The 23,624-nt window shown below is 62.0% G+C and carries 22 protein-coding genes and 1 tRNA gene; 15 read left to right on the plus strand and 8 right to left on the minus strand.

The genetic code is table 11. From position 1 onward, the window contains the following. Positions 1-60: 60 nt before the first annotated feature. Both EPK82_RS15550 and EPK82_RS15555 read left to right on the plus strand, forming a co-directional pair. Positions 61-951, plus strand: a complete 891-nt coding sequence (locus EPK82_RS15550; protein ID WP_047586187.1) for an NAD(P)-dependent oxidoreductase — start codon at positions 61-63, stop codon at positions 949-951. Beyond that, positions 948-1,727, plus strand: coding sequence for a hydroxypyruvate isomerase family protein (locus EPK82_RS15555; RefSeq protein WP_134677128.1), 780 nt, complete (start codon positions 948-950; stop codon positions 1,725-1,727). The genes EPK82_RS15550 and EPK82_RS15555 overlap by 4 nt, the downstream gene beginning before the upstream one ends. A gap of 245 nt (positions 1,728-1,972) precedes the next feature. On the opposite strand, the gene EPK82_RS15560 is transcribed toward EPK82_RS15555, so the two are convergent. Next, complete coding sequence (locus EPK82_RS15560) at positions 1,973-4,153, minus strand: putative bifunctional diguanylate cyclase/phosphodiesterase (RefSeq protein ID WP_134677129.1); 2,181 nt, start codon at positions 4,151-4,153, stop codon at positions 1,973-1,975. 65 nt (positions 4,154-4,218) lie between these two features. Beyond that, the gene (locus EPK82_RS15565; RefSeq protein WP_134677130.1) at positions 4,219-6,390 is read right to left on the minus strand and encodes a hypothetical protein; all 2,172 of its coding nucleotides are present in this window, start codon (positions 6,388-6,390) and stop codon (positions 4,219-4,221) included. A 276-nt stretch (positions 6,391-6,666) separates the two neighbouring features. On the opposite strand from EPK82_RS15565, the gene EPK82_RS15570 reads away from it, so the two are divergent. Next, positions 6,667-7,995, plus strand: coding sequence for a spinster family MFS transporter (locus EPK82_RS15570; protein ID WP_134677131.1), 1,329 nt, complete (start codon positions 6,667-6,669; stop codon positions 7,993-7,995). A gap of 76 nt (positions 7,996-8,071) precedes the next feature. On the opposite strand, the gene EPK82_RS15575 is transcribed toward EPK82_RS15570, so the two are convergent. Further along, positions 8,072-9,049, minus strand: coding sequence for a zinc-dependent alcohol dehydrogenase family protein (locus EPK82_RS15575; RefSeq protein WP_134677132.1), 978 nt, complete (start codon positions 9,047-9,049; stop codon positions 8,072-8,074). Positions 9,050-9,196: 147 nt separating this feature from the next. On the opposite strand from EPK82_RS15575, the gene EPK82_RS15580 reads away from it, so the two are divergent. Continuing rightward, a complete protein-coding gene (locus tag EPK82_RS15580; protein WP_134677133.1) occupies positions 9,197-9,922 on the plus strand; it encodes a substrate-binding periplasmic protein in 726 nt (241 codons plus the stop codon). Between the two features lie 87 nt (positions 9,923-10,009). After that, entirely contained in the window at positions 10,010-11,152 is a 1,143-nt protein-coding gene (locus tag EPK82_RS15585) for a PQQ-dependent sugar dehydrogenase (protein ID WP_134677135.1), read from the plus strand. 44 nt (positions 11,153-11,196) lie between these two features. Here the strand turns inward: EPK82_RS15585 and EPK82_RS15590 are convergent, their stop codons facing one another. Continuing rightward, a complete protein-coding gene (locus EPK82_RS15590; RefSeq protein ID WP_013716575.1) occupies positions 11,197-11,388 on the minus strand; it encodes a hypothetical protein in 192 nt (63 codons plus the stop codon). A gap of 241 nt (positions 11,389-11,629) precedes the next feature. On the opposite strand from EPK82_RS15590, the gene EPK82_RS15595 reads away from it, so the two are divergent. From EPK82_RS15595 to EPK82_RS15605, 3 genes are all read left to right on the plus strand, one after another. Beyond that, entirely contained in the window at positions 11,630-12,472 is an 843-nt protein-coding gene (locus EPK82_RS15595; RefSeq protein ID WP_134677137.1) for a CvfB family protein, read from the plus strand. A gap of 55 nt (positions 12,473-12,527) precedes the next feature. Further along, positions 12,528-12,603, plus strand: a tRNA-Thr gene (locus EPK82_RS15600). A 143-nt stretch (positions 12,604-12,746) separates the two neighbouring features. Next, entirely contained in the window at positions 12,747-13,571 is an 825-nt protein-coding gene (locus EPK82_RS15605; protein ID WP_134677139.1) for a hypothetical protein, read from the plus strand. On the opposite strand, the gene EPK82_RS15610 is transcribed toward EPK82_RS15605, so the two are convergent. After that, on the minus strand, positions 13,568-14,182 hold the full coding sequence (locus EPK82_RS15610; RefSeq protein WP_134677140.1) for a recombinase family protein: 615 nt from the start codon (positions 14,180-14,182) through the stop codon (positions 13,568-13,570). The genes EPK82_RS15605 and EPK82_RS15610 overlap by 4 nt on opposite strands. A gap of 448 nt (positions 14,183-14,630) precedes the next feature. Here EPK82_RS15610 and EPK82_RS15615 point away from each other — a divergent pair, with 448 nt between their 5' ends. The 4 genes from EPK82_RS15615 to EPK82_RS15630 all read left to right on the plus strand — a co-directional run bounded on the left by EPK82_RS15615 (position 14,631) and on the right by EPK82_RS15630 (position 18,288). Then, positions 14,631-15,632: a PP2C family protein-serine/threonine phosphatase gene (locus tag EPK82_RS15615; RefSeq protein WP_167494365.1), complete on the plus strand. Its 1,002-nt coding sequence runs from the start codon at positions 14,631-14,633 to the stop codon at positions 15,630-15,632. 13 nt (positions 15,633-15,645) lie between these two features. Next, entirely contained in the window at positions 15,646-16,698 is a 1,053-nt protein-coding gene (locus EPK82_RS15620; RefSeq protein WP_134677144.1) for a serine/threonine-protein kinase, read from the plus strand. A 5-nt stretch (positions 16,699-16,703) separates the two neighbouring features. Beyond that, complete coding sequence (locus tag EPK82_RS15625; protein ID WP_134677233.1) at positions 16,704-17,762, plus strand: serine/threonine-protein kinase; 1,059 nt, start codon at positions 16,704-16,706, stop codon at positions 17,760-17,762. Positions 17,763-17,961: 199 nt separating this feature from the next. Then, the gene (locus EPK82_RS15630) at positions 17,962-18,288 is read left to right on the plus strand and encodes a hypothetical protein (RefSeq protein WP_134677146.1); all 327 of its coding nucleotides are present in this window, start codon (positions 17,962-17,964) and stop codon (positions 18,286-18,288) included. Positions 18,289-18,292: 4 nt separating this feature from the next. Here the strand turns inward: EPK82_RS15630 and EPK82_RS15635 are convergent, their stop codons facing one another. Continuing rightward, positions 18,293-19,339, minus strand: a complete 1,047-nt coding sequence (locus tag EPK82_RS15635; protein ID WP_134677148.1) for a GGDEF domain-containing protein — start codon at positions 19,337-19,339, stop codon at positions 18,293-18,295. A gap of 108 nt (positions 19,340-19,447) precedes the next feature. Continuing rightward, the gene (locus tag EPK82_RS15640) at positions 19,448-19,858 is read right to left on the minus strand and encodes a GNAT family N-acetyltransferase (protein ID WP_037056131.1); all 411 of its coding nucleotides are present in this window, start codon (positions 19,856-19,858) and stop codon (positions 19,448-19,450) included. A 143-nt stretch (positions 19,859-20,001) separates the two neighbouring features. Between EPK82_RS15640 and EPK82_RS15645 the strand changes: the two genes are divergently transcribed. Genes EPK82_RS15645 through EPK82_RS15655 form a run of 3 tightly spaced genes read left to right on the plus strand, consistent with a single transcriptional unit; the run spans position 20,002 to position 23,191 of the window. Beyond that, positions 20,002-20,790: a PP2C family protein-serine/threonine phosphatase gene (locus EPK82_RS15645; RefSeq protein ID WP_134677149.1), complete on the plus strand. Its 789-nt coding sequence runs from the start codon at positions 20,002-20,004 to the stop codon at positions 20,788-20,790. A 16-nt stretch (positions 20,791-20,806) separates the two neighbouring features. Continuing rightward, positions 20,807-22,288, plus strand: coding sequence for a serine/threonine-protein kinase (locus tag EPK82_RS15650; RefSeq protein ID WP_037056135.1), 1,482 nt, complete (start codon positions 20,807-20,809; stop codon positions 22,286-22,288). 15 nt (positions 22,289-22,303) lie between these two features. Continuing rightward, entirely contained in the window at positions 22,304-23,191 is an 888-nt protein-coding gene (locus tag EPK82_RS15655) for an FHA domain-containing protein (protein ID WP_134677151.1), read from the plus strand. An 18-nt stretch (positions 23,192-23,209) separates the two neighbouring features. On the opposite strand, the gene EPK82_RS15660 is transcribed toward EPK82_RS15655, so the two are convergent. Further along, positions 23,210-23,539, minus strand: a complete 330-nt coding sequence (locus tag EPK82_RS15660; RefSeq protein WP_037056138.1) for a DUF2025 family protein — start codon at positions 23,537-23,539, stop codon at positions 23,210-23,212. Positions 23,540-23,624: the final 85 nt, after the last annotated feature.

Raw genomic sequence — 23,624 nt, forward strand, 5'->3', positions numbered from 1 at the left:
CGCGCGCGCTGACTGCGGGGTTAAGATGCGCGCTGGATACGAACTGCCTGGAGTTGATCGATGACTGCAACGCTGCCCGCTCTGGCTTTTGCCGGCATTGGCCTGATGGGCCTGCCGATGACCCGCCGCCTGCTCGCTGCCGGCTACCCGCTGACCCTGTGGAACCGCTCGCCGGACAAATGCGCGCCGCTGCTGGAGCTGGGGGCGCATCGCGTGGAGAACCCGGCGGAGCTGTGCCGCGATGCCAGCGTGGTGATGCTCTGCCTGGCCAATACCGAGGTGGTGCGCGAGGTGGTGTTCGGCCCCGGCGGGATAGTCGAGGGCGCGCGCCCGGGCCAGTTGCTGGTGGACTTCTCCAGCCTGGACCCGGCCGCCACGCGGGAGATGGCCGCCGAGTTGGAGGCGCGCAGCGGCATGCGCTGGGTCGACGCGCCGGTGTCCGGCGGCACGCCTGGCGCCGAGGCCGGTAGCCTGGCGATCATGGCCGGCGGTCGCGACGAGGACGTGGAGCGGGTGCGGCCGATCCTGGCGCACCTGGGCCAGCGCCTGACGCGCATGGGCGACGTCGGTGCCGGGCAGGTGACCAAGGTGTGCAACCAGATGATCGTGGCCTGCAACGCGCTGGTGATCGCCGAGGTGGTGGCGCTGGCCGAACGCTCCGGGGTCGATGCCAGCCAGATCGCGCCGGCCCTGGCGGGCGGTTTCGCCGATTCCAAGCCGCTGCAGATCCTGGCGCCGCAGATGGCGGCCAGCCAGTTCGAACCGATCAAGTGGCACGTGCGCACGCTGCTCAAGGATCTCGACACGGCGGTGAAGCTGTCGCGCGAGCAGGGCGGCGCCACGCCCATGAGCGGCCTGGCGGCGCAGCTGATGCGCCTGCACGGCAGCCAGGGCTTTCTCGAGCGCGACCCGGCCACGCTGGTGGAGCTGCTGCGGGAGCAATGCCCATGAAGATCGCCGCCAACCTGTCCATGTTGTTCACCGAGTTGCCGCTGCGCGAGCGTGTGCTGGCGGCGATGCGTGAAGGGTTCGACGGCGTGGAAATCCAGTTTCCCTACGAACTGCCTGCCATCGCCCTGAAAGAGGTGCTGGCGCTCAGCGGCTTGCCGCTGCTGCTGATCAACGTTCCGGCAGGCGACCTGATGAGCGGTGGCCCGGGCCTGGCCGGCGTGCCTGCGCGCCAGGCCGAGTTCGATACCGCCCTGCAGGAGGCGCTGAGCTACGCGGCCATGGTCCGCCCGGCGTGCGTCAACGTGCTGCCGGGGCGCCTGGCCGAGGGCGTGAGCCGCGAGCAGGCGCTGGACTGCCTGGCCGCCAACCTGCGCAAGAGTGCCGAGGCATTCGCCGTGCTGGGCATCCGGGTGCTGGTGGAGGCGATCAACCCCATCGACATGCCGGGCTTCCTGATCAATACGCCGGAGCACCTGGATGAGCTGCTGCGCGCGGTGGATCACCCCAATCTGGCGGCGCAGTACGACCTCTACCACATGGCCCGGCAGGGGCTGGACGTCGCCGCCGGTGTGCGCCTGTTGGCCGGGCGTGTCGGCCATGTGCAGTTCGCCGATGTGCCGGGGCGGGGTGCGCCGGGTAGCGGGGAACTGGCCTTCCCGCCGCTGCTGAGCGCGCTGCGTGACAGCGGCTATGACGGCTGGCTGGGCGCCGAGTACAAGCCGGGAGAAGCGGGTACGCAGGCCAGCCTGGGCTGGTTGCCGGCGTTCAGGGCTTGAGGGTGAGGTGGCTGGATCGCGGCTGAAGCCGCTCCTACGACCCGCCCCGTAGCCCAGATGAAATCCGGGAGTGTAGGGTGGACGTCGCTTTTCACGTCCACCGCAACGGTGGATCGGTGAAGCGTGATCCACCCTACGTTCGCTGGCGTGAGGTGTACGTTTCGCGGCTGAAGCCGCTCCTACGGGTTGCACAGCCGCTTGTGGGAGGCGCTTCAGCGGCGAGCGTCTGCCCAGGGCGTGAGGGTTCAGGAGCCGCTCGCTACCCGCTCCAGCGGCCGATAGTGCGGCGGGAACAGCGAGATGATCTCGGCCAGCGGCACCGGTTTGCTGAACAGGTAGCCCTGCACCTGATCGCAGCCGCGTTCCTGCAGGAAGGCCAGTTGTTCGACGGTCTCCACGCCTTCGGCGACCACCTTCAGGTGCAAGGCGTGGGCCATGGCGATGATGGCATGGACTATCTCGCGGTCCGGGCTGGAGTTGACCACGTCCTGGATGAACGATCGATCGATCTTCAGCGTGTCCAGCGGCAGGCGGCGCAGGTAGGCAAGGGATGAATAGCCGGTGCCGAAGTCGTCGATGGACAGGCTCAAGCCCAGCGCCCGGATGCTTTCCAGCAGGCCGATGGCCCGGTTGATGTTGCTCAGCAGCGCGCTCTCGGTGACCTCCAGTTCCAGGCAATGGGCCGGGCAGTGAGTCGAACGCAGCAGCTGTTCGATGCGGCCAGGCAACTGGTCGGTGCCCAGGTTGAGTGCCGAGCAGTTGACCGCGATCTTCAGGCCGGAATACCCCATGTGCTCGAGGTTGTTGAGGTCCAGGCAGGCGCTGCGCAGCACCCAGTGGTCGAGCAGGTCGATGAAGCCATTGGCTTCGGCGATGGCGATGAAGCGGTCCGGCGTGAGCAGGCCGTGCTGCGGGTGGTGCCAGCGCACCAGCGCTTCCAGCTTGCTCAGCGCGCCACTGCGCAGGTCGATGATCGGCTGGTAGTAGAGCAGCAGGCCGCTGTCCTGCTGCAGGGCCAGGCGCAGGTCTTCCTCCAGTTGCAGCTCGAAGGAGGCCTTCTGCTTGAGGTGCGGGTTGAAGAAGTGCACCACGTTGCGACCGCTGCCCTTGGACTGGTACAGCGCCAGGTCGGCATGCTTGAGCAGCTCGTCGGCATTGCTGCCGTCCTGCGGGAACAGGCTGATGCCGACGCTGGTGGTCATCACGATCTTGCGCCCGGCCAGGCTGATCGGCTCTTTCATCTGCTCCAGCATGCGATTGGCCAGGGCACGCGGGTCGGCATTGCTGTCGAGGCTGGCGACCACGCAGAACTCGTCGCCGCCGAAGCGGGCGATGATGTCACGCTCGCGCAGCGCCAGGCGGATGCGCTGCGCGACCATGCGCAGCAGCTCGTCACCGGCGTCGTGGCCGAGGCTGTCGTTGATGCGCTTGAAGTGATCGACGTCGAGGAACATCACCGCCAGGCTGCGGTTGGTCACCGCATGCTCCTCAAGGGCGGCGGCGAAGACCCGGTTGAAGCCTCGGCGGTTGAGCAGCTCGGTCAGGGGGTCATAGTGCGCCACCTGTTCCAGCGAGGCCTTGGCCTGGTCGAGCTGCACCAGCAGGCTGTTCACCCGTTGCAGGTCACGGTCCTTGTCATCCAGCTTGTGCCCGATCCACGCGGCCGCCAGGCTCAGGCCCAGGATCAGCAGGGTGATCGAGGCGACGATCAGCCCCAGCTGCAGGCTGTTGTCGGCACTGCGCAACTGCAGGGGCGTGCCATCCGGCACCACGAGGTTGAGCGCCGCCATGCCGGTGTAGTGCATGGCGGCGATGGCCGCGCCCATCACCAGGGCTGCACAGCAGCGCATCCAGCGCTGTTGTCTGGGCGAGCCGACGCGCACGTAGCGGTCGATCAGCAGCGCCGCGAAGCTGGCGCTGATGGCGATGAGTATGGACAGGCTGAACAGGCCGCCATGGTAGTAGGCGTGCGCCGGCGAGCGGATGGCGGCCATGCCGCTGTAGTGCATGGCAGTGATACCCAGGCCGATGATCAGGGCCGCCAGCAACTGCCGGCCCAGGCCGGCCTGCGCCATGCTCATGCAGTAGAGCGCGAGCAGGGCGGCGGCCAGCGCCACCAGCAGCGACAGTGCGGTGGTGGCCAGGTGGTAGTGAATGACCACCGGGGCCTGGAACGCCAGCATGCCGATGAAGTGCATGGACCAGATGCCGCCCGCCAGGCACAGCCCGCCGACCAGGCCCCAGATCAGGCGCATGCTGCGCCTGTGAACCTGCTCCAGGTGCTTGGTGATGGTCAGCGTGCTGAGGCTGCCGATGGTGGCGATGACGTACGACAGCAGCATCAGCCAGGGGTCATGGCTGCAGTCCAGCAGGAGCTGCCCCTGAACGGGCAGGTCACTGAGGAACCTGATCGAGAGTCCTTCCATTACCACCCCCGCTTGCCTGCGGTATGCGTGCCCGGTTCAGTGAAGCACAGGCTCGCCGTTACGGCCTACTTGCCGTAGTCGTTGAGCGAGATCACCCGGGTCTTGCCGATGCGATGGCGGTAGATCTCGCGCAGGTACTTGATCGCCTGCTTGACGCTTTCGCGCGACAGGCGGATGTCGTTGATCGAGACGAACTTCTCGGCATCGTGGATCAGCTCGCGGTACTTCTTCTCGTACATCGGCTTGATCGCGTACCAGTTGGTGTCGAGGATCTTCGCCGGGTCCTCGTGTTCGTTGAGCATGGCGTCGAGCTGCGCCTCGTTGAAGCGCTCGGCGACGATGAAGTCGAGCATGGCGTCGTCCAGGCTGTCGTCGAAGCGGTACTGGTCGCGGGCGAAGCAGCGCTTGATGTAGGCGACGATCAGGGTCAGGAAATCGTCCGACAGGCAGGGGCTCTTGACGATCAGGGTGGTCAGAGAGAGGTTGGCCGAGGCGCCGATCACCAGCGCATAGCGCTTGAGCGTGGTGTTGGGGAAGAGGTTGTTGAGGTGGGTCTTGAGCCGGTTCAGGTCCATGTAGGACAGCTTGTAGTCCTTGGGCAGGGAGACGATGGACACCACCGACGAGCAGTTCTTGAAGAAGTGCAGGTCGCTCAGCTGCGCCGCGTCGTAGCCGCTGGCCTTGTACTGCTCGAGGGCCTGGCGGTAGCGCTTGGATTCGATCGGCAGCAGGCTGATGCCCTCGATGGCCTGGGTGACCTTGTTGAAATGCGGCAGGTCGATGGAGCGGAAGAACAGGTCGTCGATGTTCAGCCGGGGCGGGTGCTGTTCCTTGTCCAGCACGCGGAATTTCTCCGATAGCTGGGCGTGCTGCTCGGGCACCACGGATTCTGCGTAGGCCACGGCCACCGGGCCTGCCAGGCTCATGAACAGGTCGTTGGCATCGAGGCGGATGGTCTCGCCGATGTCGATGCCGGCGCGGCGGAAGTAGTTCTGGTCGTAGTCGCTGGTCACCGCCTGGGCGGTGAGGATGTTGAAGATCTGCTGCGAGATGTACTGGTTGGCGTGGCGCTCCATGGCGGTCACGTCGATGTTGTGGATGCTGCCGTCACCGCTTTCCTCGGCGTAGCGCATGATGTCGTTGGAGATCAGCATCATGGCGTTCCACGGACGGATGCGGCGCATCACGCTCTCGGCGCTGTTCTGCTCGTTGTCGAAGTTGTAGGAGAAGTCCCATTCCTCGGCCAGGTACTTGCAGAGCAGGCGCCCGGCGTTGATGTGCAGGGCCTCGGACATCTCGCTGCGCTGGTCGGAGATGTTCGGCAGGATGCAGATGCCGCTGGTGAAGATCGGCTCGAAGACGAAGCCACGATCGCGCTCCGTCTCGGCGTCCTCCGGTGCCTTGCTGTCGAAGGTCTTGCTCATGTAGGCGAACTGCTGCGCCAGGCCGAACTCCGAGGCCATGCCGGAGCCGGTGCCGCCGCCGGCGCTGAAGATATAGAAGTACAGCCGCGACTGGTTGGCCTTGATGCCGCAGGAGTCGATCAGGTAGCTGTGGATGAACTTCCAGTCTTCGTTGGAGAAGCGCTGGGTGTCCTTGTTGAGGATGATCTTGGCCAGGTACTGGCCGAGGATCGGCGCGTTGCCGGCCCCACCGGCATGCACCTCGGACAGGTCCATGATCTTCATCTTGCTGTAGTCGTCGAGAAAGCCGCTCATCTCGCCCTTGCGCGAGAAACGGATGCGCCCGGCGATGTCCTTGTCCAGGTCGCCGAGCATCACCAGCGGCTCGATCAGGAACACCGGCTTGCTGCTCTTGCTCGGCGCACGCAGCAGGTTGCTGCGAATCCAGCGGCTGGGACGGGAGGCCTGCTCGATGGCCGCCGTGGCTTCGCTGTGAAACTCCTCCAGGTAGAACTGGCGGGCGTTGTAGACCAGCGAGGCGACGTCCAGGGCGATGTTCGAGCCGCAGCGCCCCAGGCCGATCAGGCACACCGAGGGGAACTGCTGGATGCGACTCGACTCGCTGTCGTCCAGTGGCTCGCCCAGGGGGAACACCATGTTGCGCAGGCCATCGAGGTTGTCGAGGATGCGCTCGATGTCGCGTTCGGTGAAGTACAGGTACTGCTCGCCAGTGTCGCTTTGCACCGCCAGCGCGGATGGCGCCAGCAGGGTGTCGGCGAGATCGGCCAGGGTGGCTTCCTTGGCGGGGGCTACGGCGTCTTTTTTAGTTTTCATCAGCGACAGTCCGGCGAGTCAGTGGGATGTTGGCCATTGGCCATGAAATGACCAGTCCCATTGGTTCTAGCACGGAAAAAAACACTTTGCGTTGTTCGGCCGGATATTGGCGCTGGTTGGCCGTCGCTCCCATCGATCTGCATAAATCAAGCGAATGGTCGCAGACAAAGCCAGGCAAAGCCTCTAGATTGCGCATCACTCAGCGTTCGGTCGGTGCTGCCAAGGTAGGCGCCACCGCAGTAGGCCGCACGCGGACAACAACATGGAGACCTTGCCGTGCCGCCCAATCAGCAAGCCGCGAATGCCTGGCGCATTCTGTTCCTGCTCTTCCTGGCCAACCTGTTCAACTTCTTCGATCGCACCATTCCCGCCATCATCATCGAGCCGATCCGCCTGGAGTGGGGCCTGAGCGACCTGCAGCTGGGCCTGATCGGTACCGCCTTCACCATTGTCTACGCGCTGGCCGGCGTCCCGCTCGGACGCATGGCCGACACCGGCGCCCGGCGCAAGATCATGGGCTGGGGCCTGGCGGCCTGGAGCGGCCTGACGGCGCTCAACGGCATGGCCTGGAACTTCTGGAGCTTCCTGCTGATTCGCATGGGCGTCGGCATCGGCGAGGCCAGCTACGCCCCGGCGGCCAACTCGCTGATCGGCGATCTGTTCCCCGCGCACAAACGCGCACGGGCCATGGGCATCTTCATGCTCGGCCTGCCACTGGGCCTGCTGCTGGCGTTCTTCAGCATCGGCGCCATGGTGCAGGCGTTCGGCAGCTGGCGGGCGCCGTTTCTCATCGCGGCGCTGCCGGGGCTGATTCTCGCGCTGTTCCTGTTCTTCATCCGCGAGCCGGCGCGGGGCGCGGCGGAAAGCATGCCGGTCAGCAGCGCCGCGGTGCAGCAACCGCTGCGCAAGGTGCTGGCGATCCGCACCTTCTGGTGGCTGGTGCTGGCGGGGCTGGCGTTCAATTTCGCCGCCTATGCCTGCAATGCCTTCATGGTGCCGATGCTGCAGCGCTATTTCGGCCTGGGTCTGCAGCAGGCGGCGATGGCCACCGGGGTGATCGTCGGGCTGACCGGGCTGGTCGGCCTGACACTGGGCGGCTGGGTGGCGGACAAGGTGCACCAGCGCTGGGCCAATGGCCGTCTGCTGTTCGCCGCGCTGAGCATGCTGGTGGCCTGCCTCTGCAGCGCGTGGGCGCTGACTGCGGGACGCATCGATACGGCGCTGTTCGTCGCGGTGTTCAGCCTCGGCTGGCTGTTCTCCTACAACTTCTACACCTGCGTCTACACGGCGATCCAGGATGTGATCGAGCCGCGTCTGCGTGCCACGGCCATGGCGCTGTTCTTCGCCGGCCTGTACCTGCTGGGCGGGGGGCTGGGGCCACTGGCGGTGGGCTGGCTGTCGGATCACTACGCGCAGGCGGCGATGCAGGCCGCTGGCGCCAGCGAGATGACCGAGGCCTTCAAGGCCGTCGGCCTGCATGATGCGATGTTGCTGATCCCGGTGGCGCTGCTGCTGACGCTGCTGGCATTGCTGCAGGCTGCGCGCTGCTTCCAGACGGACGCCGTGCGCATGCGCGAGGGCCTGGACGGGGCGGTGCCGGCCTGAGGCAGACGCTGCGCGCAGCGCACCCGGCAGACTGGCGCATCCGAGGATGCGCCATGCAGGGCTGTCGCCGGATGCCTCAGGGCACCAGGAGGATCTTGCCGTCCCGCTCGCCGCTGGCGGCAGCGGCCACGGCATCCTTGATGTGTTCCAGGTCGTAGGTCGCCGCGACACGGGTCTTCAGCTTGCCGCTGGCGATCAGTTGCACCAGTTCGCCGAACACCTTCATCTGCTGCGCCGGGCTGGCCTGCTGGAACCACTTGGCCAGCCAGAAGCCGCGCAGCGTCACGTCACGGAACACGAACGAGGCCGGCGACACCTGGCAGGCCTGGCCGCTCATCATGCCGTAGTTCACCAGCACGCCACCGTTGGCCAGGACGGCAGCCAGGTTGTCGGTGCTGACGCCGCCGACCGCATCGATACCCAGACGCACTTCGGCACCACCGGTGGCCGCACGCACGCGCTTGGCCAGGTCCGGCCCGTCCACCAGCACCAGATCGGCGCCTTCGGCCTCCACGCCGGCGACCGCCGACTCGCGGCGTACCACGTTGATGGTCTTGAAGCCGCGCAGCTTGGCCAGCTGGATCAGGTAGCTGCCAACGCCGGAGTTGGCGGCGTTCTGGATGACCCAGTCACCCGGCTTGAGGTCGACGAACTCGCTGAGCAGCAGCGAGGCGGTCGGCGGGTTGACGGTGAGCATGGCCAACTGCAGCGGATCGGCGTCCGGCAGGGGGATCAGCTTGTCCGCCGGGGCATTCATGGCGCTGACCCAGGTGCCGCTGCCGACCGGCAGGAGCACGGTCTGGCCAACCTTGAACTGGCTGACGCCGGCACCGAGCGCCTCGACCTTGCCGACCCCTTCGTTGCCGCCGATAGCAGGCAGCGGCGGCAGCATGCCGTAGGCGCCGGTCAGCGTGAGCACGTCGGAGGGGTTGATCGGCGCCGCCAGCACCTTGACGCGCACCTGCCCGGCGGCAGGCTCCGGCAGTTGCAGGGCAACCGCGCTGATGACGTCTTGCGGCACCGGGCCGCGCTGTTGGTATTCGGCTTTGAGCATGGTCAGGGTCTCCAGAAGGCAGGCGCAGAAATGCGTGGAGCCAGTCTAGTCGCGATAGTGCACAACGGAGTGAATCGACCTGCATCCACTTTGGTGATGACTCCCGCGAGCCGTCTATGCTCAGCTGGACCGACAATGGGGACCGTGATGTTCAGATGGTGGGTAGCAGCGGCACTGGCATGCCTGAGCCTGACGGCGCCGGCAGATGTGCTGAACGTTGGCTTCGGCACGCACAAACCGCCTTACATCTACGAGGGCGAGCGGCGTGGACTGGAGTACGAGTTGATCGAGCGCGCCGCGCAGAACGCCGGCTTCGAGGTCACCGTCTACTATGCGCCGATGGAGCGCCTGCACCTGATGCTGCGCCGTGGCGAGATCGACGCGATCGCCACCTCCCACCAGCGCAGTGGCGTGAAGGCCTACTACTCGCAGACCTACATCTATTACCACAACGTGGCGGTGGCCCTGGCCAGCCGCGGCTATCGCATCGAGCACATCGCCGACCTCGGCAACTACTCGGTCAGCGCCTTCCAGCGTGCGCGGCTGCTGTTGGGCCCCGAGTTCGAGCGCATGGCCCTGAGCAACCCGCGCTACCGCGAGGAGGCCCTGCAGATCAACCGCAACCGCCTGCTCTACAGCGGCCGTGTGGACGTAGTGGTGGGCGACAAGCGCATCCTCCGCTACTTCAATCGCGAGGTGGCCGACCAGGTCGACGTGACGCAGGCGCTGTCCTGGTTCGAGATATTCCCACCCACGCCGTACCGGGTCGGCTTCCGCCTGGATCGACAGCGCCAGCGCTTCGACGAGGGCCTGCGCAAACTGCGCGAGTCGGGCGAATACCAGCGCATCGAGCAGCGCTACCTGGCGGACTGAAATCTGAGGAAACTGTTGCGCGGCTGCCGGCGGACAGGGCCTGTTGCACTATGACGCCTCGCTCGCCACCTGCATGGAGACGCCAGGATGCCGCTCAAGTCGCTCGCCACCTTCGCCTTGCTCGCCCTGTTCGGCAGCCAGCCCGGCCTTGCCGAGGAGCGCCAGCTGCCCTCCGAACTGGGGCCCGTGAATGTCGTTACCGTCGCCGAGGGCCTGCGCAATCCCTGGGCCGTCGCCGTGCTCCCGGATGGCCAGGGTTTCCTGGTCAGCGAGCGGCCGGGGATGCTGCGGCGAGTCAGCGCCACGGGGGAGTTGTCGCCGCCGCTGCGTGGGGTGCCCGGCGTGTTCGCCGTGGGCCAGGGCGGGCTGCTCGATGTGGTGCTGTCACCCGACTTCGTCGAGGATCGCCTCGTCTACCTGTCTTACGCCGAAGCCGGTGACGGTGCGGCGGGCACCGCGGTCGGGCGCGGACGGCTGTCCGCCGACAGCCGCGCGCTGGAGAACTTCACGGTGATCTTCCGCCAGCAGCCCAAGCTGTCCACTGGCACGCACTTCGGCTCGCGTCTGGTGTTCGACCAGCAGGGCCACCTGTTCATCGCCCTGGGCGACAACAACGACCGTCCCACCGCGCAGGCGCTGGACAAGCTGCAGGGCAAGCTGGTGCGCATCTACCCGGACGGACGCATCCCCGAGGACAACCCCTTCGTCGAGCGTGCCGGCGCCCGCGGCGAGATCTGGTCCTATGGCCATCGCAACCAGCAGGGGGCGGCGCTCAACCCCTGGAGTGGCCGCGTGTGGACCCACGAGCACGGCCCGCGCGGCGGCGACGAGATCAACATCCCCGAGGCCGGCAAGAACTATGGCTGGCCACTGGCGACGCATGGCATCAACTACTCGATGCTGCCGATTCCCGAGGCCCGGGGCAAAACCCTGGAAGGCACCGAACCGCCCCTGCATGTCTGGGAGAAGTCGCCGGCCATCAGTGGCATGGCGTTCTATTCGGGCGAGCGCTTCGCGGCCTGGCAACACAGCCTGTTCATTGGCGCGCTGTCCGGCCAGGCGCTGATTCGCCTGCATCTCGATGGCAACAGGGTCGTGCGCGAGGAGCGCTTGCTGGAATCACTCAACGCACGGATACGCGACGTGCGGCAAGGGCCGGACGGCTATCTCTACGTGCTGACGGATGCGCCGCAGGGGCGCTTGCTGCGCCTGGGGCTGGCGAGCGAATAAGGCGGGGGAGGGGTGTCGGGTGCGCGAGGCGCACCCGCGAACGATCACTTCTTGCTGATGGTGATCTGGCGAGTGCCGCCGTAGGTCTGACCGCTTACACCCTTGGCGATCTGCTGGATCTCGCCACCGCCCTGCAGGAAAGCGGCAATCTGCGCCTCGATGGACTCGCGGGTTTCCACTGCTGGAGCCGGCTTGCTGACTTTGCTGGCGGACGACTTGACGCGAAGGGTGGCCATGACCTTGATCTCTTTTCGATGGGCGGCCGGCCATTATGCCTCAATCAGCCCCATTCTGCTGGGTTAATCGCCAATCAGTCACCTGTGCAAGGCCCTGGCAGGCCCCTGTTCACCGCCTTTAATGGCTTGTTTTCCAGCGACTTAGGCCTCACGGTGACCGGCTGTCGAATGACTGCACGGCAGGCCCGGAGAGCCGCGAACTCGGGTAGAATGGCCGGCTGTTTTAGCGAGGTGGAACACGATGGCCGTAATCGGGCGGATGAATTCTCTACAGGTGGTCAAGCACACCGACTTCGGGCTGTACCTGGACGGTGGTGCGGATGGTGAAATCCTCCTGCCCAAGCGCTACATCCCCAAGGACACGCCGAGCGAAGTCGAGGACTGGCTCAACGTGTTCATCTACCTCGACAGCGAAGACAAGCTGATCGCCACCACCCTGAAGCCGAAGATCCAGCTCGGCCAGTTCGCCAGCCTCAAGGTGGTGGACATCAACCGGGTCGGCCTGTTCTTCGACTGGGGCCTGCCCAAGGACCTGCTGCTGCCGCACTCGGAAGAGAAGCGCCCGCTGCAGATCGGCGACTACTGCGTGATCTACCTCTATCTGGACAAGCGCACCCGCCGTCTCACCGCGACGGCGCGGCTGGACCGCCATCTGGACCAGGTGCCCGCCGACTATCAGGTGGGCCAGGAGGTCGACCTGCTGGTGGTCGAGCGCACCGACCTGGGCTTCAAGGCCATCATCGACGGCAAGCACTGGGGCCTGATCCACAAGAACGAACTGTTCAAGTTCATCCGCAGCGGCATGCGCGAGAAGGGCTACATCAAGGAACTGCGCGCCGACGGCAAGATCAGCCTGAGCCTGCAACCGATCGGCCGTGAGGCCGCCAGTGGCCTCGCCGAGCAGATCGTCGAGCGCCTGCGCGAGCAGGGCGGTGTGCTGGCGCTGGGCGACAAGAGCCCGCCCGAGCTGATCGCCGAGCAGTTTCGCGTCAGCAAGGGCAACTTCAAGAAGGCCATCGGCGGGCTCTACAAGCAGGGCCTGATCCGCATCCACGACGACCGTATCGAATTGCTCGACAATTGAGCGCGTGGCGACTTGAGCGCGGGCGCGGCAACTCGCATAATGCCGGCGTCTTGTAGCCGGTGTAGCTCAGTCGGTAGAGCAGCGCACTCGTAACGCGAAGGTCGCAGGTTCGATTCCTGTCTCCGGCACCAGTAAAATCAAGGCTTCCAGCACTTTCTGTCATGACTTCGCCTGATCTGTGACAGCAGGGTGACAGCAGGAGCTAATAGAATTTAGCCCCACTCAGGTCAGCCTGTTGGGGCTTTTTCATATTCACACCTTACGGAAGGTTCTGATGGACGCTCTACTAGAACTGGCATGGGGCACATTTAAGTCTGCAGTGCCCCCTGCCACGTTGGTTCTGGTGGTCGCCTGGCTGTGTCGAGCGTGGATTGGCGAAAGGCTGAAAGCAAGCGTAAGGCATGAATACGATCAGAGATTAGAGCTGCTAAAAGCTCAAGGGGATGCCAATCTCGCGATCCTCAAGTCGGAAATGGATCGTCAGGCAGAAAAAATGCGGATTGCCGCTGCCTCATTTTCTGAGGTTCAGAAGGCCACTATCGCTAGGAAAATTGAGGCGGTAGATGCCTTGTGGCGTGGTGTCATTGAGTTGCGGGATGCTTTTCCGTCTGATGTTTTCCTTACTGATATTTTTACAGATGAAGAGATGCAGGGCTTTTACACTGATGCGCAAATGCTCAAGTATTCAGCGGGTATGGAGCGCATCGATGAACTTGCTTTCTTTAAGGTGGGTTTCGAGGCCGTGCAACTAGTGCGACCGCATTTAGGGGAGTATACGTGGGCTCTCTATTCGACTTACAAAGCTCTGTTGGGTCGGTCGATATTCTTGATCAAGAAGGGTAAGAGTGCGCCGGATAAGCTTGCCTGGCACAACGACGCGAATATAAAGCAAATGATTGAATCAGCATTCGGCGCTGAGCGTTTTGCAGAGTTTGAGAACCTTAAAGGTGGGCGATACCGGTGGCTTAGCTACCAGTTTGATATTCTGCTTTTCCAGGCCATAGACAAGCTTCTTACTGGGAAAAGCTTCGGGGATGCTGCTCTTGAGCAGGCTCTAGAAATGGAGAAGCAGATTATGGATGGCAAACTCCAGCCTTAGTGCAGCGCTTGCTTGATTCGAAGGACGGTAGTGGTTGAGCATTCGGCGAGCCTAGCTGTTGCCCTGATGCCAAGGCCTGCCCCCAGTAGCTCCCGGATTCGACGGTGTAACGCCTCATCTACGGGGCGTCCTTTGTATTTGCCGGCATCCTTGGCCTTTTGAATGCCTTGGGCCTGGCGCTCCCTGCGTTGCTCGTAATCCTTTCTGGCAATCGCAGCCATCATCTCTACCAACATCGAATTGATGGCGCCAAGCATCCGGTCAGTGAACTCATCCCCTTTGGTGTCGCGCATCCCCTCATGGCTGGTAGGAAGATCAAGTGCAACGATGCGTAACCCTTTTGCATCGATAGCTGCCTTTAACTTGCTCCAGTCATCCATTGGGAGACGAGAGAGGCGATCAATCGACTCTACCAACAATGCATCACCTCTACGTGCATCCTTTAGCAGGCGCAGCAACTCGGGCCGTTCTGAGGTTGCACCGCTAGCATTCTCCAAGTACGTACTGGCGATGGCCCTGCCGTGTGCTGCGGCGAACTGCTCCAGGGCGGTGTGGGTGCGGCTTGCATCCTGTTCGTTTGTTGAGGCTCTGAGGTATGCGCGGATAAACATGAGGGCTGTATCAGTTAGGGTGTTCTATTAGTAGTGTTGCACTATAAGTGTCATTTATCAATAGATCCCACGGAAAAGTGGGGAGGGCGTGCGTATCAGTTGAGGTATACATATAAGGGGACTAGGTGTGACACCTTCTCCGCGACCGTAGCAATCGAATTTGGTTGGGTTTCTTCTACAAGCTACTAGTCACTTGCTTGTGTGGGGTGAGCTAAATATGTCATTTTGCCGACTGGTGCCGACCTGTGACTGCTTCGGATTTTGGCTGCACAATCTGATTTATGTAGAGCTCCAGCGGTCGCATCCTAGTAACCATGGATTCGCGCCACCAACCTGAAAGGATGATATGGAAAACGGTATGACACTCCTAGAAGCTCAGCTCGCTAACTGGCTTTCTCGTCAGACTGCACGAACTGGAGTGCGGCGAGTTGCGCACCTAGGTGCAGCTGTGGGCACCGACGTAGGATTAGTTCGCACTGAAAATCAAGATAGGGCGGTCATAGTTCAAGGTTGGGAGGCTAACGGGACTCGATTCTCTGTCGCATTAGTTGCCGATGGCATTGGGGGGATGAGAGGTGGTGGTACTTGCGCTTCACTAGCTGTAAGTGGATTCATATCCTCTATATGTGAGTCTGCAGCTTCTCACGGCTCTTCAATAGACTGGTTGAAGAATGCAGCAATTAGAGCAAACAGCGCAGTTTATGAAAAATTTTATGGAGACGGCGGGTCGACGTTAGTTGCCGCTCTAATACGCCATGGCCAGATTCCATGCTGGATGAGTGTTGGAGACAGTCGAATTTATCTTGAAGGTGAACTGAAACTAAAAAGACTCACTATTGACGATACCATTGCTGGCCAGTTAGGGAAAAATGCCGCAGAAAGCCCTGATCAAGCAAGATTGCTTCAATATGTAGGTATGGGGAGCGATTTTCAGCCTCATGTTCATGAGTTGGATGCAGTGACAGGTAGTAGGATGCTGCTAGTTACAGATGGTGTTCATTACCTCAGTAAGTTTTCTTCATGCATGGAGAAGGTTGTATCTATAGCCTCAGAGCCAGGAGTTTGCGTCAAGCGCTTAGTTGAACTGGCCAACTGGTGTGGTGGGCACGATAACGCTACTGTCGCAGTGCTACCAGTATCGATTGAAGAGGAATGTGTCAAAACAGATTCTACTGGAGTAATTGAAGTATGGGATTCCTTTGGTGAGTGCCAGTTCTTTCTCGGTAGTACGTTGTCTAATCTAAATCGTAATAATGGCAAGGGGCGTGTGCCGTCTAATAGGTCGAGAGAGGAGTCTGTTGCCTCAAAAACAGCAGTGAAGCAGCGATCCGCTGGATCTACAAAAAAAACACGACCTCAGAAAGTGGTTGGCAGAAAAGAGAAGTCGGTAGAACTTACTAAGTCAAATGAGCCGCAACTAATAATGGAATTCCCGAACAAGAAGAAGTAACAGGAAGTTTAGTATGTTGATAGATAATCGCTATGAATTCAGTGATGACTATTATTCCGGCGGTATGGGGCAGGTTTTAAACTGCTATGACTTAGTTCTTGAACGCCAGGTAGCGATAAAGTTTATGCCGGGCAATGCTAATCGCCGAAGAATTAATGACGAAGTAAGTGCTCTCTTTAGGATGCGCTCCAAGAATGTAGTCCAAGTGTACGATATTTTGGAGTTTAAAGGTGAGCTCGGAATTGTTATGGAATATATTTCTGGCGATGATCTGCTGCATAACAGTACCCAGCCCGTGTCATTGCTGGAGTATTTAAAGCTGCTGTGGCAAATAGCTTCAGGTATTGCAGATATTCATCAGGCGGGGATCATCCATAGAGATATCAAACCAAACAATATGAAGATTGATCCTGAGGGATTGGTAAAAATCTTTGATTTTGGCTTAGCCCGAGATGCTGTGGATGGTGCTGCGACCTTAGGCTTTATAGGGACTCCGTGTTTTGCTGCTCCGGAACAATATGGGTACGCCGTTCGTTTTACATCGGCAATAGATACATATGCATTTGGTGCCACGGCTTTATATATTGCCGCGAGAGACCTACCAGGTGAGCTTAGAGCAGAGCCACCGTTACAGCTGCGACAAAATTACTTTCAGAATATCTATCGGGGCTTGAGTCAGGACGTAGTTGATATTTTGTTTAGTTGTCTAGACTTTGATCCTGCGTTACGCCCTCCGATGAGCATTGTGCGAGATGTCTTGGCTAAACACTTGCTACAAGGAAGACATCGGGCGTTGGTTGTTTATAATGGTAATCCTTCTTTCCTAGATGCTTCAAATCGTTCCGTATTGTTAAGCCTTCCAGGCTTTGGATCGGTTGAGATATCTTACAATGATTTCGACTTTGTTGTTACAGCCACTTCTGGGCAAGTATTTATAAATAATAGGGCTGTTTATGTAGGCTTTATATTGCCAGGGGCATGCGTAGTTGCTTTGGGTGGGCCTGAACATGGATCTAAACGCCGCTATATTACATTTGATCTCTCTCATCCGGAGATAGTACTGTGATTGAAATGTTGCAGCCAGGCGCTCTAATAGGTGGTAGATATGAAATACAGCGATATCTAGCAGAGGGAGGGATGCAATATGTTTTTATTGCGAATGATACAGAAACCGGCCGGGTGGTTGCTCTTAAAACACCCAAAAATAAGTCAGCTGAAAAGAGATTTCAACGTAGTGCAATTGTCGCTGCTAAGGTCAATCATCCAAACGTTGCGAAAACTTTAGACTATCTTGTCTTTGAGGAACGTCAATTTTTAGTGGAGGAATTGATACTAGGGCAAGACATGCGTGCCGCTTTGCTTAATGACTCTGCATTTATAGATCCTTATCTTGCTGCTAAGGTGTTTCATCACTTGGCGAAAGGGGTTGCAGCTGCTCATCATGTAGGTGTTGTGCATCGAGATCTGAAGCCGACTAATATAATGGTTGTAGGTGACTATTCGCTAACCGAATTAAAAGTTACGGACTTCGGTATTGCTAAAATGGCCGCTGAGGAGATAGTTGCTGCGGTAGAGGGGGGAGAGGAAAGCTTAACAACGTCCCAGACAGCAGTCGGTGCACTTCCGTACATGGCTCCAGAGGCAATTGAAACACCTAGAAGTGTAGGTACACCTGCAGACATTTGGTCGCTTGGGGCAATGATGTTTCACCTGCTAACAGGAGACTATCCTTTTGGGCAGGGGCTAAATGCGGTGCCAAAAATTATAAGTGCAATACAGCCACAGTCACCTGGGTTTTTATTCAGTAATCCGCAGTTTTCCCCGCTGGCACGAGAGTTAATTAAAATCGCTAGTGCGTGCATGAGCAAAGATCCAAATAGCAGGCCTACTGCAGATCAACTCGTCGAGAGTTTTAGTGGTTTATGTTATTCGGTAGCCATTCGGTCACGTGGCACTGTAGAGAGCTTTGTTTTTAACTCTTATGGATATATATCCTCGCAATCTGGACGGGTTTTCTTTCATCGAGAGTGTGTTTATGGAGCTCTCCCTAAGGTTGGAGAGAATGTGCTATTTTCAAGTTATGATGGTGGTGGGGCGCCACGAGCATTACCTGTAGTTAAACTTAAGTGATGTTAGGCAGGCGCCTTTGGTTTATTATAAGGGCAGGCTTGATGTCCGGTTTTGGGCACCATTTCCAGCAAAGGGTTGGCTTCGGCCAACCCTTTTTCGTTGTGGCGCTGCAAAATCCCTGGCGTTGCTGTCCAAGCAGCTGTAACGATGGCTTGCGGGTGCCGGCCTGGCGCCGGGCCTGCCCTGATGGGAGTTGCTCATGTTCGCACGTTCGCTCGTCCTGATCCTGGCTGCGGCCTGCGCTGGCGTTGTGCTGGCCGACGAGCCGCAGACCATTCGCGTCATCCCCAAGAGCTACATCAGCCCGGGCGCCAGCGGCAGCGTTTCCGGCTCGGTGCGCTATGAGCAGCACAATCTCTATGGCGGGCAGCGCCTGCCGCAGGGCAGTGTGAGGCAGGAGAGCCGCTACGGCAGCCAGTCCAGTGAGACGCGCGGCGGCATTCGGCAGAGCACCGAGTACCCCGGCGGGCTGATCATCGAGCGTCAGCCAGGCAGTGGCAGCTATCAGCAGCAGCGCAGCCGCTGACGCATCAGCGGTTGGCGGCGAGCTTGTCGGGGTGGCCCGGCGCGTCGGCGATCACTGCGCGGTTGCGCCCCTCGCTCTTGGCCCGGTACAGGCATTCGTCGGCGCGCTGTAGCCAGCTTTCCCAATGCTCACCGCTGTGCAGGATGGCCCCGCCGATGGACACCGTCACGCCACCGCCGGGGGTTTCCAGCTCCTGCTGCACGCTGCGCAGCAGGTTCTGCGCGGCCGTATGCAGGCCTTCGAGGCCGGTGTTGGGTAGCAGCAGGAGGAATTCCTCGCCACCGAAGCGGAACAGGCGGTCCTCCTTGCGCGAGCAGCGCTTGATCAGCTCGACGAAGGCCACCAGTACCTGATCGCCCACGTGATGGCCGAAGCGGTCGTTGATCTGCTTGAAGTGGTCCAGGTCCATCACCAGCAGGCCGTAGCTGTCGCTGTGGCGGCGATGGCTGGCCATGGCGATCTTCAGCTCTTCGTTCATGGCGCGCCGGTTGCGCGCGCCGGTCAGCGGGTCGTGGATGGCCAGCAGCTGCAGGCGGTCGCGCTGATTGCGGGTGCGGAAGGCGAAGATGAAGCTGAGCACGCTGGCCATCATGCAGGTGACCAGGAACGAGATCATCTGGTAGTGACTCTCGAACACGCTGCCAGGCACCAGCAATGCGTAACTGACCAGGCTGACCAACACCACGCTGGTCGCCAGCAGCGCCTTGCCGGGCGTGACCATGAAGAAGTTGAAGAGAATCAGCGGGTAGATCCAGAACAGGCCGTTGACCCCCAGGTTGATGGCGATCAGCGTGGCGCCGAGGGAGAACACGCCCGCCAGGTAGATGCCGGGCTTGACCGTGTCCCGCGTGGCCCAGGCGTAGAGCACGGCGAAGAGGGTGGACAGGACGATGACCGTGTCCGCGATGCCGACCAGGTAGTTGCCGTGCAGCAGGCGATAGACGGCATACGGGGAGATGCCGATGATGCCGAACAGCCCCATCAGGGTGATGATCGAAAGCTGAAAATCATTGCGCAGGCGCTTCAGCAGGCGAGCGGTCTGGGTAGCCATAGCGTTTCTTTTCATTGTTGTGGACCAAGCATGCAGAGCTTCGACCGCTCATGGCAAGGGGCATTCCTGAGCAAAGTGCCAGTATTCCTGCCCTCGGCGAAAGGTGGCTCAGTGAGCGCGCAGCGATACTAACGGCTTGTTGCGTCGATAGCGGGCCAGCCGTTCGGCTAGTTCGGCCGGCAGCGGGTCGCAGTCGACGAATCCCTGGCGCTGATAGAAGCAGCGTAGCTGCGGATGGCAGAACAGCCAGATGGCTTCGGGATGCTGCGCCAGACAGGCGCGCAGCAGTTCGCCGGCCACGCCCTGACGCCGCAGCGCGGGCGCGACGAACAGGCCGGTCAGCCACTGTCCGGCGCTGACCGGGCGCAGGCTGAGGGCCGCGACGATGTCCCCGCTGCTCTGGGCGACCCACACCTCATCGCCTGCCTGGCCGCGCATGGGCGAGCGATGGCTGCGATAGAACTTGTTGAGCAGCGGCTGCAGCTCGGAGGGCAGGCAACGGTAGTGAGGGGTGGACATCGACCGGCACGGGTGAGGACAAGGCCTGCCATTTAACCGCAGATTTTGGTTAACGACTGCGCATTTGCGCCCTGTCGGTCCGTGACAGCTCACCGGCAGCACCGCATCATGAGCGCGCTCGTCCATCGCTCAAGGATTCCCGCGTGTCCCGACCGTCGCCCCCCACCATCGTGTTCGCCGCACAGAGTTCGGCCGGGCGGGTGCGTACGCACAACGAAGATGCGCTGGCCTGTCGGCCTGAACTCGGCCTCTGGGCCGTTGCCGACGGCATGGGCGGGCACGCCAGTGGCGAGGTGGCCAGTGCCAGGGCGCTCGATGGCCTGATCGCCGCCTTGGAGCAGGGGCAGACACTGGAGGCGGCGGTGCAGGCTGCCCACCAGGCCGTGCTGGCCGCCGCCGCGTCCAGCGATGGCGCGGCGGACATGGGCAGCACCCTGGTGGCGGTGCGCATGCAGGGCGATGCCTTCGAGCTGGCCTGGATCGGCGACAGCCGCGCCTATCGCATCGCCGCTGACCGCATCGAGCAGCTCAGCCACGATCACAGCTGGGTGCAGGTGATGATCGACGCCGGCCAGCTGAGCGTCGAGGAGGCGCGCGAGCATCCACGGCGCAACCTGATCCTGCAATGCCTCGGCCAGGGTGAGCCGGTGCTCGACGTCGGCCTGCTGCATGGTCACCTGGCGGCCGATGAACTGTTGCTGCTGTGCAGCGATGGCCTGACCTGCGAGCTGGATGACCCGGCCATCCAGCACTGCTGCGCCGAGTCGGCCACCCTGGAGGCGATGGTCGAACAGTTGCTGGGGCTGGCAAATGGCCATGGCGGTAGAGACAATATCAGCTGCATCGTCCTCGGCCTCGCTGCGCCTGCCTCGCCCTGCGAGGCGCCGGCGCGCAGCCTGCTGAGCAAACTGTTCAAATTCCGTCAATCCTGAGTGCCAGTCGAGCCGTATGAACCAGCCTTCGATCAACGTACCCGGTTACAGCATTCATGGTCGCCTGGGCAAGGGAGGCATGGCGGAGGTCTACCTGGCCACCGAGGAGGCCCTGCAGCGCCAGGTGGCGTTGAAGGTCCTGCTGCATCGCGAGGATGAGGAATTCACCCAGCGTTTCATCAAGGAAGGCCACATCGTCGCCTCCTTGCAGCATCCGTCGATCATCACCATCTACCGCATCGACCAGCTGGCCGATGGCCGCCACTTCCTCGCCATGGAGTACCTGGCCGGTGGCGACCTGGCTCAGTACAAGGGGCAGCGCCTGGAGCCCGCGCGGGCCTTGCGCATCGTCCGGCAGATCGCCAGCGCCCTGGTCGTGGTGCACGACAAGGGGCTGGTGCACCGCGACATCAAGCCCGGCAACATCCTGTTCCGCGACGACGGCACGGCGGTGCTCACCGATTTCGGCGTGGCCAAGGCGCTGCAACTCGACAGCGACCTGACCCAGTCGGGGATCGCCGTCGGCAGCCCGGCCTACAGCAGCCCGGAGCAGGCGCAGTGCCAGGCGCTGGATGCACGCAGCGACATCTACAGCCTGGGCGTGATCCTGCTGGAGATGCTCACCGGGCATAACCCCTTCCGTGGCGAGAACTACACCCAGACACTGATGAACCAGCTGCAGCTGGAGCCGCCGCAACTGCCCGAGCCGTTGCGCGAGCTGCAGTGGCTGCTCGAGCGCATGCTGGCCAAGGCGCCGGACGAACGCTTCGCCGACTGCCACGTGCTGCTGGCCAGCCTGGATGAGCTGCAGGATGCCGAGCAGGAGCTGACGCGCATGACGCCGGCAGTCAAGGCGCCGCCACGCCAGGCCCGCCGGCGCTGGTTGCCCTGGGCGCTACTGGGCGTGCTGCTGCTGGCGGGGGCGGGCGCCGCTGGCTACTACTGGCAACTGCAGCAGCGCATCGCCGGCTTGCTCGTGCTGGGCGAGGCGCGTCTGGCCGGCGGGCAGCTGCTGACCCCGGCGCAGGACAACGCCGACTACTACTTCCGCCAGGCGCTGCTGCTGGATGCCGACAACGCCCAGGCCAGCGATGGCTTGCAGCGCGTGCTGCAGGCGCGCATCCAGGGCTATCTGCAACTGGCCGAGCAGCGCCTGGCCGAGGGCCTGCTGATCCTGCCCGAGGACGACAGCGCGGTGCACTACTTCCGCCAGGTACTGGGCTGGGAACCGGACAACCTGCTGGCGCTGGCCGGGATCAACCGCGTGGCGCAGCGCTTCATCGATCAGACCGAGGCGGCCTATGCGCGGCGCGAGTACAACCTGGCGCTGGAGCAGATCAAGCAGGGGCTCGAGGCCGAACCCGACAACGAGCGCCTGCTGGCGCTGTACGACGGCCATCAGGAGCGCGTGCGCCAGGCCACGCAACCGGCTGCACGGCCGGCGCAGCGTTCCTCGCAGAACCCGATCAAGCGCCTGCTGAACAACCTTTTCGACTGAACCGAGGCATTGACGATGCTCAGACTGCAGTTCCTGGATAACCGCCAAGCGCCGGTCTGGTTGAGCGACGAGCGCCTGACCATCGGCCAGGACAGCCGCAACCAGCTGGTGCTGGGCGATGCGGGCATCACCAGTTTTCATGCCGAGATTCGCCAGCACCAGGGCTACTACTACCTGAGCGATGCCAGCCAGGGGGCCACCTGGGTCAACGAGCAGCGCATCGGCAGCCGTTTTCAGCTGCGTGACGGCGACCGCCTGCGCCTGGGCAGCGTGGAGCTGCAACTGGTCGACCCCGCCAAGGCGAACGTCAGGACGGATGCCCCGGCGCCGCGCTGGTTTCTCCAGGTCATCCAGGGCGAGCACCAGGGGCGCAAGTTCCACATCCACGGCTCGATGACCTTCGGCCGTTCGAGCAAGTGCGAGTTGTGCTTCAGCGACCTGGAGCTGTCACGCCGGCACTGCGAGTTCTTCCTCAAGGACGACGTGCTGGAGATCAAGGACCTGGCCTCGGCCAACGGTGTGCTGGTCAACCAGCAGAAGGTCAGGACCGCCATGCTGCAACCGGGGGACCAGCTGAAGATGGGCTCGGTGACGCTGCTGGTGATCGGCCCCAAGGTCGACGTCAGCGAGGAGCCCGACGAGGACGCCACCCAGTTCATGCGCGTCGCCGACCTGCCCAAGGCGCTGGCGGGCAAGGGCGCTGGCGCGGCCACGCAGGCCGCGCGCCGCCAGCCGGGCGCCGCACCCGCAGCGGCCAATCCCCTGCGCGCCGCCGCCCAGGCAAAGGCCGTTGCCGAGGCCACGCCTGCTGCGCCCGGCAGCGCTCGGCTGTGGCTGGGCGGCGCGCTGATCCTGGTGCTCGGCGTGGTCCTTGGCGCGCTGTCGATGCGTCTGCTCGGCTAGAGCTCCAGGCGCGACGATTCAGGCCGAGGCCAGGCGCCGGCGTTCGGCATGGATTTCCGGCAGGTCGCTGCGGCGCAGATAGACCCGCAGCGGCTCGCTGAGATTGACCCGGTCATCGATACGCTGCTCCTGCAGCCAGGCCAGGCGCTGGCGATCCAGGCGCATCAGCTCGCCCTCGGCTTCGTGCCAGACGTATTCGCAGGTGGGGGTGATGGTCTCGGCGGGGACATCGAGGCCGAAGCTGTCTTCGGAGAAACGCAGCAGGTACTGCTCGGTCTTGGCGTTGTAGCCGACGAAACCCTGCAACTGGTCGGCGGCCTGGCAGATCTGGGTGGACGTGATACTCATGGCAAACCTCGTTTCCTGTGGGGTTTGCAGGCAAGGCGAATGGTTCTGTTTATCGGCGCAGCCTAACCGCCGGGGCTGACGCCCG

Source organism: Ectopseudomonas khazarica, from assembly GCF_004521985.1.
In the GTDB taxonomy this organism is placed as follows: domain Bacteria; phylum Pseudomonadota; class Gammaproteobacteria; order Pseudomonadales; family Pseudomonadaceae; genus Aquipseudomonas; species Aquipseudomonas khazarica.